This window comes from Candidatus Saccharibacteria bacterium, from assembly GCA_016191105.1.
In the GTDB taxonomy this organism is placed as follows: domain Bacteria; phylum Patescibacteriota; class Saccharimonadia; order CAILAD01; family BJGX01; genus JACPPH01.
In genome coordinates, this window is sequence record JACPPH010000004.1 from 85,677 (window position 1) to 103,442 (window position 17,766).

The window sequence follows — 17,766 nt, forward strand, 5'->3', positions numbered from 1 at the left end:
GTTCGTGGCAAGCAACCGACGGAAACAGACTACGAAAGGAAACCGTCATGACAACACACCTCTCCGAAGAGGCCCGCAAGATGATCGAGGACTTCACCACCGCCACCGTGAGCGCGTGGATGGATGCTGGCATCATCAAGACCAACTCCTGGGGCGTATGGCTCGAGGCCGACGACCCCAACGGCGACTTCGAGAACGCCGTCGATCACCGGTTCGGCTTCGACCACCCCGAGGGCAAGCACGACGCCGAGTGGTACATCGCCAACGCCAAGGGCAAGTGCGAAGCCTGCTTCGCCACCGGCAAGGACAGCCACGAGGCTGTTCGAACCTGGCAAGGCATGCTCAACGGCGTGGACGGCATCTTCCCTTGGGGCGGCGCGATCATCGACACCGACTATGGAATCTGCGTCGGCGTCAGCGGCTTCCGCGAGGACGAAGATCTGATGGTGGCCCGTGCCATCCGCAACTTCATCGTCATGCTGTTGGATCGCAAGGGGCAGAACTACATCGACGAGACCCGCGCACGCGGCAAGGACGATGCCCCCGATCCCAGCGACAGGTTCACCAGGGCCTCGAAGCCCGACGACTACGAGGACTTCGGCGAGGGTCCGATCGGCCGGGAGTTTTCGAAGACCACCCATCCGAACCTGACCACCTAGTCGACAAGCAATGCAAAGAGCCGAGCATCCGCCTCAGGCGGATGCTCACAGCTCTCAAGCTAATCAGTTATGATTGGTTTAAGAGCTGAATCCATAAGTCATTCTGAACTTGTTGCAGAATCTCAAAATTATGAGCAAACAATATTACGTATACCTGCTGACTAATAAGACAAATCAAGTTTTGTATACTGGTGTAACTAGTGATTTAGTCAGACGAGTTAATGAACACAAAAATCATCTCGTTGAGGGGTACTCTGATAAATACAATGTAGATAAACTTGTATACTTTGAAGTGCTTGACGATCCCGAAAATGCAATTAAAAGGGAGAAGCAAATAAAAAATTGGCATAGAGACTGGAAGCTAAGCCAAATAAAGAAAAGTAATCCCAATATGAAGGACTTGTATGAGAAGATCCTGAAATAAATTCAGGATGACAAGAACTATGCAAATAAAAGAAGGCATTCTACTCATAAACAAACCGCGCGGGCGGAGTAGTTTTAGTATGGTTGCCCAAGTGCGTCGAATTAGTGGTGTCAAACGGGTTGGCCATGCCGGCACCCTCGACCCGGAGGCCGAAGGCCTGCTGATAGTACTAGTGGGTAAGGAGTACACCAAAAAGTCAGATAGCTTTCTTAAACTCGATAAAACTTATGAATTCACTATCAGGTTGGGCCAATCTAGCACAACAGGAGATAAGGAAGGCGAGAAAACAGCTATCTCGAGCGATAAACCAACCGAAAAGGCCATTTTGAACGTTTTACAGGGCCTGCAGGGCGAGCTTAAGCAGGTTCCGCCTATTTATAGCGCTATCAAAGTAAACGGCCAGCGGGCCTATAAATTGGCCGCCAAGGGCCAAAAACCGGATTTAGAAGCTCGTGAGATAACCATTTACAGCTTAGAATTGCTCGATTACACCTATCCACAGCTAAAACTACGTGCCGAGGTTAGTAGTGGTACATATATACGGGTATTAGGTGAAACTATTGGGATGCAGCTTGGAACCGGGGCCTATTGCACCGAGATTATTCGTACCAAAATTGGCAAATATGACCTGAAAAATGCTATTATCTTAGATTAATTTTTCCATCTACCTCCTAGTCATTCCCGCGTAGGCGGGAATCTAAACAATTTCTTGGTACAAGTCATTCCATTCGGGATTAGAAGATTCTATTTTGCGAATCTTCCAAGATCGATTCCACTTCTTCATCTGGTTCTCTCTGACAATTGCCTCGTTGATATCGTCATATTGAGCGAACCAAACGAGCTTAGTAACGTTGTACTTTTTGGTGAACCCAGCTACTAAGTGATTTTTATGCTCGTAAACTCGTTTAGCCAGATTACTGGTAACACCAATATATAGAGTTCCATTGCGATCACTTGCCAATATATAAACATACCCAACTTTCATGAGCAGATATTATACTGGATTCCCGCCTATAAGCGGGAATGACGGGTAGAGGGTGTTGTTCAACGGCCGTTGCTACGATCAGCAAGCGAAGCCGCCAAGCAACGCTCCTGATTGCGAGAATTCGCTGGCTAGCGAACCGCACAGCAACAGGAAGTTGCGACTGGCTAAGTACTGCTAGATCGTAAGCACAGGCCAAACGGTTTTGCTATCTTTTGCCAAGACAAAAGATAGTTGCCCGAAGGGTAAAAACCCTTCAAACCTATGGCTTTAAGCAGCCGGCACTTCTTTGAGACCCAAAGAAGCAAAGCCTCCGACATGGGCTCACACCTGGTGGCTGCTTGCTCGCTCGCAAGCTGAAGCTGCGGAACTCGTCCGCCAGCTGGCGACTCAGACAGTCCTCGCTTGCAGCGTTTCGTGCTTAGCATGCTGTGTCCAGCTGTTCGAATGTCGGCAAGAAGGCTAATACCTTTGGGGGCTTGATTAATTACCTGAAATCTGCTAATATTTAAAGTCTATGATAGCTCAAACCACCAAGAAAAAGCTCATAAAAGACTACTCAACCCACGGCAAAGACACTGGTTCGGCCGAGGTTCAGATTGCTCTTTTTACCACCAAGATCAACGAGCTAACCAGCCATCTTAAGACCCACAAAAAAGATAATCACTCCAGGCGCGGATTGCTAGCTATGGTAAGCAAACGCCGACGCCTGCTGGATTACTTGCAAAAGAAGAGTCCTGATCGATACTCAAAGCTCATCAAAAAACTGAAACTTCGCCGCTAGTCGACGAGTTTATTTGACAAGCTTCAGCGTTGCAATTTCCGTTGCTCGCTACACGTAGGCTTACTACGCTTTGCTGCACTACTCAATTGCGCCTTGAATCTTGTACAAATATTCCTCGTCTTAAGGATTGCAGGCCTTCCAATTTAGCAATTTTGTGCTATATTGTAAGCGTACATTAAGTAACACATTTACTCTGCCGGTTAGTGATAGGATTAAGTGATCATCGCCTAAAAAACGATACTGATCAATTGCTTCTAGCACTAACTTAACAAAACCAGCGCAGAGTATATTAGGAGATACATGGATATAATTCATCCATTTGGGGGTAAACAGGTAGAACTCGAAACCGAGTTTGCCGGCAAAAAACTAAAAATGACTACAGGCGACATGGCTTTTCGGGCCGATGGCGAAGTTCGGGTTGCATATGGCGACACCGTGGTGTTGGCCACAGCTGTGGTAGCACCCGAGGTCAAAGCTGACACCGACTTCTTTCCGCTATTAATCGATTACGAGGAGCGGCTCTACGCCAGCGGTAAAATCAGCGGCAGTCGATTCATGAAGCGCGAAGGCCGACCGAGCGATCAGGCGGTGCTGACCTCACGACTAATTGATCGACCATTGCGCCCACTCTTTCCCAAAGGTTACCGTAACGACGTGCAAGTTGTGGTAACGGTCTTGAGTGCTGATCTCGAGCACGAACCAGATGTTATTGCTATAATTGCTGCCAGTACAGCACTAATGCTAACCGGCGCACCTTTTGATGGTCCGGTGGGTGCAGCTCGGATTGGTTTAATCGATGATAAGCTGGTGGCCAACCCAACTACCACCGAGCAAGAAGCTAGCAAGCTAAACCTGACAGTTGCTGGCACCAAAGATGCCGTGATGATGGTAGAGGCCAGTGCCAACGAGGTGAGCGAAAAGACTCTGGTCGAAGCCCTGGAGCTAGCCGTTAAAACCTGGCAGCCGGTGATTAAGGCTCAGCAAGAGCTGGTGGAAAAACTCAAGGTTGAACCACGTGAATACCAGCTCTTTACCCCGAGCGAAGAAGCCCAGACCAAAATCGCAGAATTTCTAAAAGACCGCCTGGGCGAGACCATTCGCAACGAAAATAAGCAAATGCGCCACGAAGCCTTGCAGACGCTCGAAGCCGAAGTCTTAAACGAATTTGGCACGCTCTCCGATGAGCTCAAGCCAGATAGCAAAGAACGCTTTGGTCACCCAGATGTATTGGCTGCATTCGAAAAGATTATTGATCGCGAGATTCGTCGCTCGATCTTAGAAGAGGGCAAGCGACCCGATAACCGTAAGACCACTGAGATCCGACCAATCAGCGGGCAAGTTGGCCTACTGCCACGCACCCATGGAAGTGCCGTGTTTACTCGTGGCACCACCCAAGCCTTAACCCTAACCACACTTGGGTCGACCTCGGCTGCACAGCTAATCGACACCATGGAAGAAGATCGCGAAAAACGCTACATACACCACTACAACTTTCCGCCGTTTAGCACTGGCGAGGCTAGACCCATGCGCTCAACAGGGCGCCGCGAGGTTGGCCACGGCTACCTGGCTGAACGAGCTTTGCTGCCAGTTATTCCAGTAGTCGAAGATTTTCCCTATACCATTCGAGTGGTTTCAGAAATGCTTAGTAGCGCTGGCTCAACCTCGATGGCTAGTGTTTGTGGCAGCACCATGAGCCTCATGGATGCTGGTGTGCCAATCAGTAAACCGGTTAGCGGCATAGCCATGGGCCTAATGATTGATCACGACAATCCTAAAAAGTATGTAATCTTGAGCGACCTTCAAGACGCCGAAGACTTTGCTGGTGACATGGACTTTAAGGTAGCTGGCACCGATGCTGGCATTACGGCGCTACAGATGGACATTAAAGTAAAGGGCATTACTCTAGAAATCATGAGCGCTGCCCTCAAGCAGGCCAGCCAGGGCCGAGCTCACATACTATCGAAGATGCTTGAGGTAATTGCTGAGCCCCGAGCCGAAACCAGCCAATATGCGCCACGCATTACCAAACTGCAGATTAGCCCAGATAAAATTCGCGAGGTGATTGGCAAAGGCGGTGAGACTATTCAAAAGATTATTGCCGAAACCGGTGTGGAGATCGACATCGAAGACTCTGGTCTAGTAATGATTGCCAGTACCGACCAAAAAGCTGCCAAGGCCGCTACCGAATGGATTGAATCGATCGTGGTGGAGCCCGAGATTGGCAAGGTTTACGACGGCACTGTAGTTAAGGTCTTAGATTTCGGCGCTTTTGTAGAGATCTTGCCCGGCAAAGAGGGCATGGTGCACATTTCTCAAATCCGTGACGAGCGAGTTGAGGACATTCACAAGGAGCTCAAAGAGGGTGATAAAGTAACAGTTAAGTTACTCGAAATAGATTCTCAAGGACGACTCAACCTGTCTATAAAGGCTGCTAAAAAATAGCTGCCCAAGTTCGTGTTCGCAGACTGCTGCGGGCGTCACTGGGGCAACTCGTATGACCAAAGCTGAAAAACAGGCCAAATTAGACGAAATTGCCAAACCGATCTTGGATCGCAGCCTTGAGCTTGAGATCGCCAAGTCTTGTCTTAACCCGGTGCCGGGTGAGGGTAACCCAGCTGCCGAGATTATGTTTGTGGGCGAGGCGCCAGGCGCCGAAGAAGACAAGCAGAGCCGGCCATTCGTGGGGGCCAGCGGTAAGTTTCTAGAGAGCATGCTCGAAACAATTGATCGCAGCCGGCAAGACGTATTTATAACCAACATTGTAAAGTTCCGACCACCCAACAACCGCGATCCCTCCCGCGAAGAAATCCAAGCTTGCCTGCCGTACCTACTAGCTCAAATTAAAGTCATCGACCCCAAACTAATCGTGTTTCTGGGCCGCCACTCTATGAACGTATTTTTTCCGGAGCTGCGGATAAGCCAAGCTCATGGCCAGCCAGTTAAGCGTTCTGGGCGGGTGTTCTTGCCGCTTTATCACCCTGCGGCCGCACTCTATAACGGTTCCATGCGCGCTATTTTGCAAGAAGATTTTGGCCGCATTCCAGCGATCTTACGCAAAGTTGAACAACAAAGCTGACATAAAAGTGTCATCCTGAGCGAAGCCGAATTAGTAAACATTCGACCCCGGTCAAGATGACAATAAAGTCATACTCTAAACAATTAAACATGCTCACTGACATGTTGAGCAACAGATAGAAAGGAGCTTTAAAAAGCTTATAACTATGAAAGAAGACAAACTAAAAAGCCGTCCGTTGACGGCTCAAGATTTGGGAGCCGCTACACAAGCTAAGGCTAAGAAGCCAACAGCGTCTGCCAGCTCACCAAACAAACGAACACAAAATAATAACACTAAACCCGCCCAGAACAGGTCGAACAATTCGAGCAAACCAAGCAACCACCCTCGCGGCGGTAAGACCCAAAACGACAACCGACCAAACGATGGCGGCAAGCCAAATGGCAACCGACCCAATGGTGGTGGTAAACCACGCTCTGGCGGCGGTGGTGGTCAACGCCGGCGTTTCGACAAACGTCCTAGTGAGTACATGACCGGTACTTTTAACAAACTCGATCAAAGCAAGACCGCAGCCAAGGCGGTGGGGCTATCTAGGGCCGATGCCGGTAAGCTCAAAATCATTCCTTTGGGTGGTTTGGGCCAAATCGGCAAGAACGTTATGGCCTTAGAGTACGAAAATGACATGATTGTAATGGATCTAGGCTTTATGTTCCCCGGCCCCGAACTACCTGGAATTGATTACATTATTCCTGATATTAGCTACCTCGAGGAGCGCAAGCACAAGATCCGTGGGCACTTTATTACCCATGCTCACTTAGACCACATAGGCGGCATTCCATTTATGTTGCCCAAGATGCCGGCGCCAATTTATGGTGCCAAATTCACTGTAAAGTTTATTGAGCGCCAACTAGAGGAGTATAAGCTGCCATTTAAGCCCGAGATGCATATTGTCGATCAAGATAACGGCCAGAAGATCCAAGCTGGTGTCTTTAGTATTGAATTTGTGCGAGTTAATCACTCCATTCCCGATGCCTGCGCCCTTGTGATCCGCACCCCGGCCGGCACCATCTTTAACACTGGTGACTGGCGGTTCGACCCCGATCCATACGACGGCAAGCCAACTGATCTAGCCAGGCTCAAGCAGATTGGCGATGAAGGTATATTACTATTGATGTGCGACTCCACCAGCTGTGAAACCATGGGTCGAAGCCCACGTGAGCAAGAAATTACCGAGACCCTCGATGAGATCTTTGCCCGCAATTACAACAAGCGGGTGATTATATCGTCGTTTTCATCACAGATTAGCCGTATGCAAATGATTATAGATGCTGTTGCCCGAGCTAAGCGCAAGATGGTGATTACTGGTCGCAGCATGCTCAGCAATGTCGAGCTAGCTGTAAAGATGGGCTACATTAAGATCCCGGCCAACACCATAATTCGTTCCCAAGACGTCAACAAATATCAAGATGGACAGGTAGCGATCTTGGCTACCGGCTCGCAGGGTGAGGAGTTTGCAGTGCTAAACCGCATGGGTCGAGGTGAGGTCAAAGACATTAAGATTCGCAAAAACGATGTCGTGGTCTTGAGTTCGTCGATTATTCCAGGCAACGAAAAACCAATTTGGGGCATGATCGATAACATTTTGCGTTGGGGGCCGTATGTATACAGCAACGATCTGCGTCGCTTTGACGATCTAGATATTATGCATATTTCTGGCCACGCCTACTACGAAGAGGTGGAGCAGATGATTAAGCTGATTCGACCTAAATACTATCTGCCAATTCACGGTGAGTTGCACCACTTGGTGCACAACAAACAGATCTGTATTCGCAGCAAAGTGGTATCAGAAGACAAGATTTTTGTAATCGAGAACGGCCAAACTCTAGTGGCCGAAAAGGGTACCGTTAAGTTGGGAGCTAAGATACCCGTGCCAGACGTGCTGATCGATGGCGCAGGTATTGGCGACGTTCAAGAGATTGTACTCAAGGACCGTATAGCCATGTCCGAAGAAGGCGTGTTTACGGTGATTGCCACGGTGCAACGCAAAACCGGCAAACTGCTCACCAGCCCCGATATTATTAGCCGCGGCTTCATCTACATGAAAGATAACGAAGAGCTAGTTAACGGTGCCCGCCAGATCGTTAAAAATATCTTCGCGGGTCGACAAGGCAATGTGCCGCCTAGCTCACCAATTATCAAAACTCGTATTCGCGACGAAGTCAGCAACTATCTCTATAAGGTAACCAAGCGCAACCCGATTGTATTACCAGTGGTGATAGAGGTTTAATCTAAGGGTCGTACCCTTAGATTAAACCTCGCCTGGGTCAATGGCCAGTTCGTGCTTAATCTTATCGAGCTCATCTCGTGTCGGCTTGTATTCATCCACGAACTCGAGATAGTCTTGGTTCTCGAAAAGGTTTAAGATCCGATGGGGAAGTAACCAATCTGAGCTACATAGACCGGTATAATATGACAAGCTTGACCACTGCCAGTGCTGGTAGTCGTTGGGATTAAGATGAATATAGCGCGATATGTGGAGCAAATAACTGTCCGAGCTAATTCTAGAAGCCCGGTAACGTTGTTGAAAAACTGGCCCAATCCGTTTATAGCGATCGTTGAAATACATACCATAGGCCACACCAACGCTTTTCATTAATAACTTCATGGCATCAACGGTCTGTTGATACAGAAGGAGATGAAAATGATTAGGCATCAAGCAAAATGCCAAAAGCTCTACGGTGCCAAAGTATGTGGGGTATTGTACGCCAGCCGAATTTTTTGCTGGGGTACTGCTCAAATAGCGCTTTAGAAGCCCCACAAACACAGCATAATCTCTATCATCATTGAAAATGACTTGACGATTCACCCCACGATTATAGACGTGGTAAAAACTCTGAGGAGCGTATTGTTTGTAAATATTCCTACCAGGCATGACGCTCATTCTAAGGGTACGACCCTTAGAATACAAGCATGATAGTTTTGGTTGAGAATAATAGGTGTTCTCTAGCCAATAATTAGCCGGCGCGGCTTGACAAGCCATATTAGTTATGGTAAGTTCCAATTGACAGGAAGGCCAAAATCTAGCCTTCGTGCCGTAGCTTGCAGGTTGATAGAAGGGAGTTAGCACTGACGAGATAGCGACAAAAGCGAAACGAAAGGACGATCCCATGGAGGTTAACTGGAGAAACACCAGCGGAAGCCGCCGCGAACACGACAGGGTTGCCAGTCTGAGTACCGACAAGATCGAGGGGCGACTGTCCCGACTTCACAGCCCCGACGGGCGTAGGTCACCGTACGGCATTACAACTGCCGACGAAGAAGAGGCGCTCCTGTCTGAGCTCGACGCTCGCAGGTACCCCAACGTCGAGTGACACAAACCCTCACACCAACACCAACCTCAAAAAGCAAAAAAGGCGATCAATGACGATCGCTTGGGCAGCTCAACGACGAGCTGCCCTTTGCGTTTTAGAGCTCGATTTTACCCGTGGCCGACTGCATATCGAATAGCTTTTTGTACAAGCCATCATTTTTCATGAGTTCTTCATGGGTACCACGCTCTTCTATTTTGCCCTTCTCGAGCACCAAAATCTCATCGGCGTGCCGCACAGTACTCAGGCGGTGGGCGATTATGAGCGCCATCCGACCCCTCATAAGCTTTTTAAGACCATCTTGAACTAGTCGCTCACTTTCGCTATCCAATGCACTGGTAGCCTCGTCTAGGATTACTAGCTGTGGGTCTTTAAGTATAGCCCTGGCAATGGCCACTCGCTGCTTCTGTCCACCACTAAGCTTTATGCCGCGTTCGCCGACTAGCGTGTCGTAGCCACTTGGTAATTCAGATATAAATTCTTTGGCATGGGCTTGTTCAGCCGCTGTATAAATAGCTTCTTTCTTTGCGTGTGGGTTACCAATTGCCAGATTATCTTTCAGCGATGTGTTGAATAGGGTTACGTCTTGCATGACCATGCCCATATGTTTTCGGATTGATTCTTGGGTAAAGCTATCAATATTGCCACCATTTATTTCTATCTGGCCAGAGGTAGGTTCATAGAACCGAAGCAGCAATTTGGTAATCGTACTCTTACCAACGCCCGATGGGCCGACTAAGGCTACAGTTTTTCCAGGAGCAATAGAGAAGTTTAGATTCTTAACGGCACCCTTCTTGCCCTTTTTGTAGTCGAAACTAACATTTTTGAACTCGATGGAATCTAGGCTCTCTAGGTCTTTGGCATTGGCTTTGTCTTCTAGGGTTGGCTTGGTTTCAAATATATCCATTAGTCGACTCACATTTACCTCAATACGGACATTGTTGTCGAAGAACCGACCAACACTTAGGGCAACACCACTTAGCTGAAGAAGATATAGTGCCACTAGAGCTACATCGCCCGGGCTATAGGCTTTGTGCAAGGCGCCAAAACCGACAATAATAATACTAATACTCATGCCAACATTGAATATGATGTCTCTAAAGAATATGTGGCGAGCCCATATTGTTAGATACGTCTTATATTTACCCTCAGCCCTAGTGAGTTCTCGCTCATATTTTTGGTACTGCGATCCGGCCGCATTAAAAGATTTAATTACGCCGAATTGAGAAAAAGTCTCTAACAAAATCCCACTGGCTTCTTCCTCGGCTTTTCTACCGGCCTTTTGCAGGTGTCTGGTTTTCTTTGCATTACGGATAAAGAGTAGTGTTTGAGCCGAAATGGCTAGTAGCATTACACCCACAATCGGCGGTGAGACGAAAAAGATAAACAAGAGATTGATAACGGTTTGGCTAACTCCTCCCAATAAACCCCAGCTAAAGTTCCCAATCCAACTGATAATACCGTTAACACCGGAGATTATCTTGTTAGAAAGTGCCCCGCTCTTTTCCTGCTCAAAAAAGTCTAGTGAAAGAGATGACAGTTTTTGAAAAACCTGTCTACCAAGTATTTTCTCGAGCCGATAGTACAATCCTTCGTTTACTCTCCATTGGACAGTCTCGAAGAAACTAGAAAAAACACTTATTAATATCAGTAAAATGCCTAAAAATATTAATGCCTGGAGGGTGGAGACATTCGGCGCAAGACCAGATAGGCCAGCAACTCGATTTATTATTAACTTAAGAACCTGTGGACGCAGAGCGTTGAGAATAGATGCAATAACACTTAAAGTAATCAGCACTGCCATGTAGCGCCGTAAATAAGGGATTAGCTTCAGTCCTTTTCGGATGTTTTTCATAAGAGGTTTATTGTATCTGGAAAACTAATATTTGACAAGGCTATTTTTTATGTTTTGGTTGTGCTATAATAGACAGCAACAAGTACAGTTTTGTTGTTCGAGGCTAGTGCCAACAACTACAACAAGCCAAAGTTCTCATTTCATTCGAACCATAGGGCCTAAAACCACTAGCATTATTTAGCCAAGTGTGGTATAATATACATCATGCTCAAGTAATTGAGTATTTTAATCAGGTTAGTATCTGTTACGTCAGCGACCAGGAGGGTATAATAGCGCTATGGTGCGAAAGAAGCACAAAAAGAAACCAGCTAAGCTCCAAAAAGGCAAAAAGCTTAACAAAAAAGAGCAGCAAGAAAAGGCTGAAGCTCAAGCTGAGCTTAAGCGCTCGATAGTACGCGAGATAGTTGCCATTATTTTGATTGCTTTGGCAGTCTTTTTACTGCTGGCCAGCTTTGGTTTGGCGGCCACTGCAGGCGCTTGGATTCTGGGAGCTATTAAGGTGGTGATTGGCTTAAGTGCCTATGTCTTGCCGCTCACATTATTATTGACGGCCTGGGTGCTGTTCTTGCCCGAAAAGTATCAGCTCAGGGGCTATAACATATTGGGTCAAATGGCGTTTTATGTGTTTTTGAGTAGCATATTTGCCTTTATATTTAAATCGAACAGTCCGGACATAACTGTTTTGGCCAACCAGGGTGGCTTGGTGGGCTATGGTTTGTACGCGCTAATGTCACCAGTGCTAAACCAGTGGGTGGCGATCTTTATCCTCAGCGCATTATTAACTATCAGCATTGTGATTGCCGCTAATGCCCGACTCAAGGACATAATTATCAAGACTTTGTCGCTATTTGGCTTGCGTCGCAAGGATGGCGAAGATGGCAACGAAGAAACCGAACCAAAATTCCAAATTAATACCAAACTACCCATAAAGGGCACGATTGGCAACGAAGACCAAGACCAGCCCAAAGAGAAAGAGGAGGCCTTAACTGGTGCGCTTGACAAAGACTGGAAATACCCAAGCTTGGATTTACTAGAAGAGGGTGGTAGCAAGGCCGACGCCGGCGACGTTAAGGCCAATGCCAAGCTTATACAAGACACCTTGGCTCACTTTGGTATCGATGTATCGATGGCCGATGTAAATATTGGCCCCACGGTTGCTCAATACAGTCTTAAGCCACCAACCGGTGTTAAGTTGAACAAGATTACTACCCTAGACCGAGACCTAGCCCTAGCCCTAGCTCAGCACCCAATCCGCATTGAGGCACCAATTCCAGGCAAGAGCTTGGTCGGCATAGAGGTTCCAAACAAGAAGGTGGCCATGGTGCGCCTGCGCGACATTTTGGCTAGCAAAGATATGGATCAATACAAGTCCAGACTGGATTTTGTGTTGGGTCGTGATGTATCGGGCGAGATTGTGGTGGCCGATCTCAACAAGATGCCACACTTGCTGATAGCTGGTGCTACCGGCGCCGGTAAGAGCGTTACCATAAGTGCGCTAATTGCCAGCCTGCTGTATCGCAATAGTCCGAGTGAGCTTAAGCTCATATTGGTCGACCCTAAGCGCGTCGAGATGACCCCTTACAACGATATCCCGCACTTATTAACACCGGTAATAACTGAGCCCGATAAAACTATCAGCTCACTCAAGTGGGCGGTTGCCGAGATGGAGCGCCGTTATAAATTATTCTCAGAAACCGCCAACAAGAACATCTCTGAATACAACTCTAGTAATCGTGAAGATGCCATGCCATTCATTGTAATTTTAATTGATGAGTTGGCCGACCTAATGATGGTGGCTGCCAAAGAGGTTGAGGGTTTGATTGTGCGCTTGGCTCAGATGGGCCGGGCGGCTGGTATGCACTTGGTGCTGGCCACCCAGCGCCCGGATGTCAATGTGATTACGGGTATAATTAAGGCCAACATACCAAGCCGAATTGCTTTGCGCACCGCCAGCCAGATAGACTCACGCACCATTCTAGACCAAGCTGGAGCCGAGAAGCTGATTGGCAATGGTGACATGTTGTTTGTGAATGCCGAACTCACTAAGCCTAAGCGTATTCAAGGCGTCTATATAGCCAATAAAGAAACTGAGAATCTAGCCAAATTCTTACGCGAACAGCGAGCTGCTGAATACAACGAAGAGGTGACTGCTCAAGCTGTAAAGATGCCGGGTAGCCCTGGCAGCCTAGAGAGTGCCGATGATGACATGTTTGAGCAGGCCGCAGAGGTGGTGATACAGAATAGCAAGGCCAGCGCTAGCTTATTGCAGCGACGCCTGAGGGTAGGGTATGCCCGTGCCGCTCGGCTAATAGACTTACTTGAAGAACGGGGTGTTGTTGGTCCACCCGATGGCGCTAGGCCACGCGAAGTTTTGGTTTCAGATATTTCTGATCTTATGGGCGGAAGCTTGGGCGGAGGCGAGGAACAGCCTAAGTGAGCGATGAACAGCTTAAAGAATCGGCGAAAGGCACCGACTCGCCGGCCAAGATTTCATTACATGTGGCTTTGCCGGAGCTACTGCAAAAACGCCGCAATGAGCTGGGCTATAGCTTAAAAGACGTCGAAAAAGCCATAAATGTTCGCGAGATTTACCTGGGTCAAATTGAAGCCGGTGATTACGACAAACTACCCGACGATGTCTACGCCAAGGGATACGTTAAAAACTATGCTGACTACTTAGGATTCGATACTAAGCCGATCATGCAGCTTTACACAAATGAACGTGTGGCTCACAAACAAGCCTCGGCCGACTCGCATAGCCGGCAAAAGTCATCGGGCTTTAACCTTAAGCCAATTGGTAGCGGGGCGGTTGTAGTTACTCCCAAGGCCATCGCTATACTGATAGGCGTGGCTACCTTTGTTATTGCTGCTGGCTATATATTGTGGCAGTTTGTGCTATTGGCGGCGCCACCCAAGATTAACCTAAATTCACAGATCCCAGGCACGGTTAACACCAGCTATATAATTGTCAGTGGCCAGATCGATGCTGGCAGTGATTTATTTATCAATAGCTCGCCGGTTCAAATTAGCCCCGACGGTAGCTTCTCGGAACGTATTGCGGTTGAGGATGGTGATAACACCATAACTCTGATGGCGCGCAACAAGCTGGGTAAAACCAGCACTATGTCGAAAAATATTGTGGCTCGCCTGCCAAACTCAGCCAACGCCGATCTCGCGAGTCAGTTACCAGCCAACCCAGTCGACGGGGTGCAGATTGTTATAAAGGTAAATAAGCAAGCCACCTGGATTGTGGCTAAGGCTGACGGGCAAGATGCTTTTCACGGCACCATGCTACCGGGCTCCCAGCAGCTTATAAAAGCCAAGCAGAGCATAACTCTTACTACCGGTAATGGCGGCGCCACCAGTGTGGTTATCACCAACTCATCGGTAGCCCGCAAGAACCTTGGCCAACTTGGCAGAGATGGTGAGGCCAAGATTGATTTAACATTTAACAAAGACACCCAGTTTAGCCAGTAGTGCTTTACAGTATAGTTTTGAGCTGGTTAAATACCAATTAGGCTTTGTTCGTCGAAAACCTGGAGGAACCATGGACAACAGCACTGCATCAGACCGGGTCCGTAGCTCGAGAGACCAACTGGTCAGATATCTTGAGGAACTTGGTGGCTATTCGGAGCAGCAACTAATCCAACTGATTGGGACCTGTGGAACCAATCACCAACATCGAGCTAGCTGTGATAGGCACTTCTATCTGATCAAGCACCTCATCCACTGGCTTAAGTTTGGGCCCGTCTGGGTTCGAATCGACAGCCCGACCGGCCTAAGGTTCGCGCTGCCCGGGCCGAAGTACGAGATGTCGTGGTGGCAGATGGACTGGCCCGAGGGCATTCGGGTTTACTGCGAGGGCTAGACGTGCAAGGCCGCGTCCGCTGGGGAACCCCAGCGGACGCAGGCATGTTATTTACAGTGTAATATTTTTGCTTTACGCCCTCATTCAAACCTGATTAAATAAGAGTACTAAAAATTTGCGAGAAAAAGTGTTGACATGTACGTTTCTTGTTCGGTACACTATCATTGAACATAATACGAACAAGGAGAAAGCCAATGCCAACAGCAACACCAGTAAAACAAGAAGGAAAGACCGAAATTATGGACAAGCCAAAAGCCAGTAGGAGTAGCTCAGATTCAGTCAGCAGCTCGGAACGAAAATCTCGAATTAAAGCTGTAGATCTGGCTGTTGAACAAATCGAGCGCCAATTTGGCAAAGGCTCAATCATGAAGTTGGGTGAGGGGATGCAGGTTGCGGTTGAGACAATCCCAACTGGCAGCTTATCACTAGACCTTGCCTTGGGGGGAGGCATACCGCAGGGTCGAATTGTAGAAATTTATGGTCCAGAATCGAGCGGTAAAACCACGTTGGCCTTGCACTCTGTTGCTGAGGTTCAAAACAGGGGTGGCTTGGCAGCTTTTATCGATGCCGAACATGCCTTGGATCCTGAATATGCCGCCAAAATCGGCGTTAATCTAGACGACTTATTAATATCGCAACCCGACACGGGCGAACAGGCCTTGGAGATTTGTGAGACCTTAGTGCGTTCTAGTGCTGTCGACGTGGTAGTGGTTGACTCTGTCGCAGCCCTAGTGCCACGAGCCGAAATAGAGGGCGAGATGGGCGACAGCCACATGGGCTTACAGGCTCGTTTAATGAGCCAAGCTTTGCGCAAACTTACTGGTGTTATCGCCAAATCTAACACCACCGTTATCTTCATCAACCAGCTACGCATGAAGATTGGTGTGATGTTTGGTAATCCAGAGGTAACAGCTGGCGGTAATGCTCTTAAGTACTACTCGTCGGTGCGTCTCGACATTCGTCGTACAGAGCAAATTAAAGATGGTGATAACATTATTGGTAACCATGTAAAAGTAAAGGTTGTTAAGAATAAGATTGCTGCGCCATTTAGAATTGCCGAGTTTGATATTATGTACAACCAAGGCATTAGCAAGGCCGGCGACATGGTAGATCTAGCCGTCAAACACGGCTTAGTCGAAAAGGCCGGTGCCTGGTATGCCTACAAGGGTGAGAAGATTGGCCAGGGCCGTGAAGCTGCCAAGCAGTTTTTGAGCGACAATCCCAAAGTTATGAAAGAACTCGAGAAAGAGATCCGCTCTCAAGCAACTTAGAGCCAGTATTTAGCCACCTGCGAGTTGTTATGCCTACTGTCACCGACATTACTCAACAAAAAAAACGTACTCAACTCTACAATATCTTTGTAGACGGTGCGTTTTTTTGTTCGCTTAGCGATCTACAACTTAGTTTATCTGGCATTGGCATAGGGGACGAAGTTGAGCCAGATAAGCTAGCCGAGCTCAAACACTCTTCATTGTATTCTAAAACCTATGACCGAGCCTTGTATTACATAAGTTTTCGGCCACGTAGTACACACGAAGTACGCAAATACTTACAAGAGAAAATTGAAGATAGTGATCAAATAGAGCCTGTAGTTCAAAAACTTTCTGAGCAACAATTGCTAGACGATCAGCAGTTTGCTCGCAACTGGATAGAAAACCGCAACCTGCTCAAGCCTCGTTCAAAACGACAATTGCAGCAAGAACTGCGACAAAAGGGTGTAGGCAGTGAGATCATTGAAGCTGTTTTGGCTGAGCAAAACCACGATCAAGAACTACAAAACATTCAAAAACTAATTGCTAAAAAAAGAAAAGCCAGCCGCAAGACTGATGATATGACTCTTATTTCGCACATGAGCGCACGCGGCTTTCGCTACGCCGACATCAAAGCCGTACTAGGGGCCGAGAGTGCCGGCTAGCTACGCTTGAGTACGAATCTAAAAATCACGGCCGCCAGTACAACCCACAAAGCAATTACAACCACTTCACACTCCTCATTGCTAGGTATTATATTTGTTAAGCTATAATACTTCAATAGAAAAAACTTTTGTTTTTACAATCTCTGACACTCGATCTTCTTCGGCCGTTGCCAACGATCGGCAAGCGAAGCCATTAAGCAACGCTCTTGTTTGCGAGAATTTGGTTGTTACCAAACCGCGCTAGCCTCCAAGAAGTTTCGACTGGCTGAGCACTGCTAGACTGTAAGCATAGGCCAGGCGGTTTTGCTATCTTTTGCCAAGACAAAAGATAGTCGCCCGAAAGGGTGAAAGAATTTCAGCTTTTGGCCGGCAACACGCTTGGGCTAGTTTTTTGCAGTTTTATGGTGCTGTCTTTAACTACAATGGTTTTGTTATCATCTTTTACATCGACAACCATATTACGATCAATAATATGAGAGGCGTAAAAAAACTGCCAAATAGAACGTGATTTTAAGTAAAGCTTAGTTGCTGTGAAATCATTAGTGCTTAAGCTAAAGTCGTTAACCCGGCCTAGTTTTTTGCTGCTTTGGGTAACTACATTGGCACCACACAACAAAAAAGGCTGCTTTATATATGGCTTGAGTCGCACTAAATCCTCGTCTTCGGCTAGATCATTTGCAGATTCTATAATTAGTTTATTGTTATCGACCAGCTTTATGTCGTGCGGCAATAGGTAGCGTGGCCTAAATTTGGTCTGCAAATGAACTTGTAACATAACGATTTTAAAGTCATCGGGGTTAACAATGAGTTTTTGCACCCGACCCAGAATACCACCGTCCTGCACGCTAAAAACAGGCAGTTGAATAATATGACTAGCTAAGTGTGGCATGCTTACAGT

15 protein-coding genes are annotated in these 17,766 nt (G+C 47.6%); 11 read left to right on the top strand and 4 right to left on the bottom strand.

Going from position 1 to position 17,766, the window contains the following annotated elements:
- Positions 1–47 precede the first annotated feature (47 nt).
- From HYX70_02290 to truB, 3 genes are all read left to right on the top strand, one after another.
- Complete coding sequence (locus tag HYX70_02290) at positions 48–659, top strand: hypothetical protein (protein ID MBI2798112.1); 612 nt, start codon at positions 48–50, stop codon at positions 657–659.
- A gap of 127 nt (positions 660–786) precedes the next feature.
- Complete coding sequence (locus tag HYX70_02295; GenBank protein ID MBI2798113.1) at positions 787–1,083, top strand: GIY-YIG nuclease family protein; 297 nt, start codon at positions 787–789, stop codon at positions 1,081–1,083.
- 19 nt (positions 1,084–1,102) lie between these two features.
- Entirely contained in the window at positions 1,103–1,738 is a 636-nt protein-coding gene (truB, locus tag HYX70_02300) for a tRNA pseudouridine(55) synthase TruB (GenBank protein MBI2798114.1), read from the top strand.
- A 42-nt stretch (positions 1,739–1,780) separates the two neighbouring features.
- On the opposite strand, the gene HYX70_02305 is transcribed toward truB, so the two are convergent.
- Entirely contained in the window at positions 1,781–2,068 is a 288-nt protein-coding gene (locus tag HYX70_02305; GenBank protein ID MBI2798115.1) for a GIY-YIG nuclease family protein, read from the bottom strand.
- 514 nt (positions 2,069–2,582) lie between these two features.
- Between HYX70_02305 and rpsO the strand changes: the two genes are divergently transcribed.
- The 4 genes from rpsO (at position 2,583) to HYX70_02325 (ending at position 8,149) form a co-directional block, all read left to right on the top strand.
- Positions 2,583–2,849, top strand: coding sequence for a 30S ribosomal protein S15 (gene rpsO, locus HYX70_02310; GenBank protein ID MBI2798116.1), 267 nt, complete (start codon positions 2,583–2,585; stop codon positions 2,847–2,849).
- A gap of 300 nt (positions 2,850–3,149) precedes the next feature.
- Entirely contained in the window at positions 3,150–5,291 is a 2,142-nt protein-coding gene (pnp, locus tag HYX70_02315) for a polyribonucleotide nucleotidyltransferase (GenBank protein MBI2798117.1), read from the top strand.
- A 52-nt stretch (positions 5,292–5,343) separates the two neighbouring features.
- Entirely contained in the window at positions 5,344–5,925 is a 582-nt protein-coding gene (locus HYX70_02320; protein ID MBI2798118.1) for a uracil-DNA glycosylase, read from the top strand.
- A 145-nt stretch (positions 5,926–6,070) separates the two neighbouring features.
- Positions 6,071–8,149, top strand: coding sequence for a ribonuclease J (locus HYX70_02325; protein ID MBI2798119.1), 2,079 nt, complete (start codon positions 6,071–6,073; stop codon positions 8,147–8,149).
- A gap of 21 nt (positions 8,150–8,170) precedes the next feature.
- Here HYX70_02325 and HYX70_02330 read toward each other — a convergent pair whose 3' ends face one another.
- Together HYX70_02330 and HYX70_02335 are read right to left on the bottom strand one after the other, a co-directional pair.
- Positions 8,171–8,728 carry a transposase gene (locus tag HYX70_02330; protein ID MBI2798120.1) on the bottom strand — a complete coding sequence of 186 codons (558 nt, stop codon included), beginning with the start codon at positions 8,726–8,728 and terminating at the stop codon, positions 8,171–8,173.
- 599 nt (positions 8,729–9,327) lie between these two features.
- Positions 9,328–11,085, bottom strand: a complete 1,758-nt coding sequence (locus tag HYX70_02335; protein ID MBI2798121.1) for an ABC transporter ATP-binding protein — start codon at positions 11,083–11,085, stop codon at positions 9,328–9,330.
- Positions 11,086–11,362: 277 nt separating this feature from the next.
- On the opposite strand from HYX70_02335, the gene HYX70_02340 reads away from it, so the two are divergent.
- From HYX70_02340 to HYX70_02355, 4 genes are all read left to right on the top strand, one after another.
- Positions 11,363–13,522, top strand: coding sequence for a DNA translocase FtsK 4TM domain-containing protein (locus tag HYX70_02340; protein ID MBI2798122.1), 2,160 nt, complete (start codon positions 11,363–11,365; stop codon positions 13,520–13,522).
- Positions 13,519–14,562: a DUF4115 domain-containing protein gene (locus tag HYX70_02345; protein ID MBI2798123.1), complete on the top strand. Its 1,044-nt coding sequence runs from the start codon at positions 13,519–13,521 to the stop codon at positions 14,560–14,562. Before HYX70_02340 ends, HYX70_02345 begins: the two co-directional genes overlap by 4 nt.
- A 630-nt stretch (positions 14,563–15,192) precedes the next feature.
- Positions 15,193–16,224, top strand: coding sequence for a recombinase RecA (gene recA, locus HYX70_02350; protein MBI2798124.1), 1,032 nt, complete (start codon positions 15,193–15,195; stop codon positions 16,222–16,224).
- Positions 16,225–16,253: 29 nt separating this feature from the next.
- The gene (locus tag HYX70_02355) at positions 16,254–16,868 is read left to right on the top strand and encodes a RecX family transcriptional regulator (protein MBI2798125.1); all 615 of its coding nucleotides are present in this window, start codon (positions 16,254–16,256) and stop codon (positions 16,866–16,868) included.
- A 355-nt stretch (positions 16,869–17,223) separates the two neighbouring features.
- Here the strand turns inward: HYX70_02355 and HYX70_02360 are convergent, their stop codons facing one another.
- Positions 17,224–17,757, bottom strand: a complete 534-nt coding sequence (locus HYX70_02360; GenBank protein ID MBI2798126.1) for a PRC-barrel domain-containing protein — start codon at positions 17,755–17,757, stop codon at positions 17,224–17,226.
- Positions 17,758–17,766: the final 9 nt, after the last annotated feature.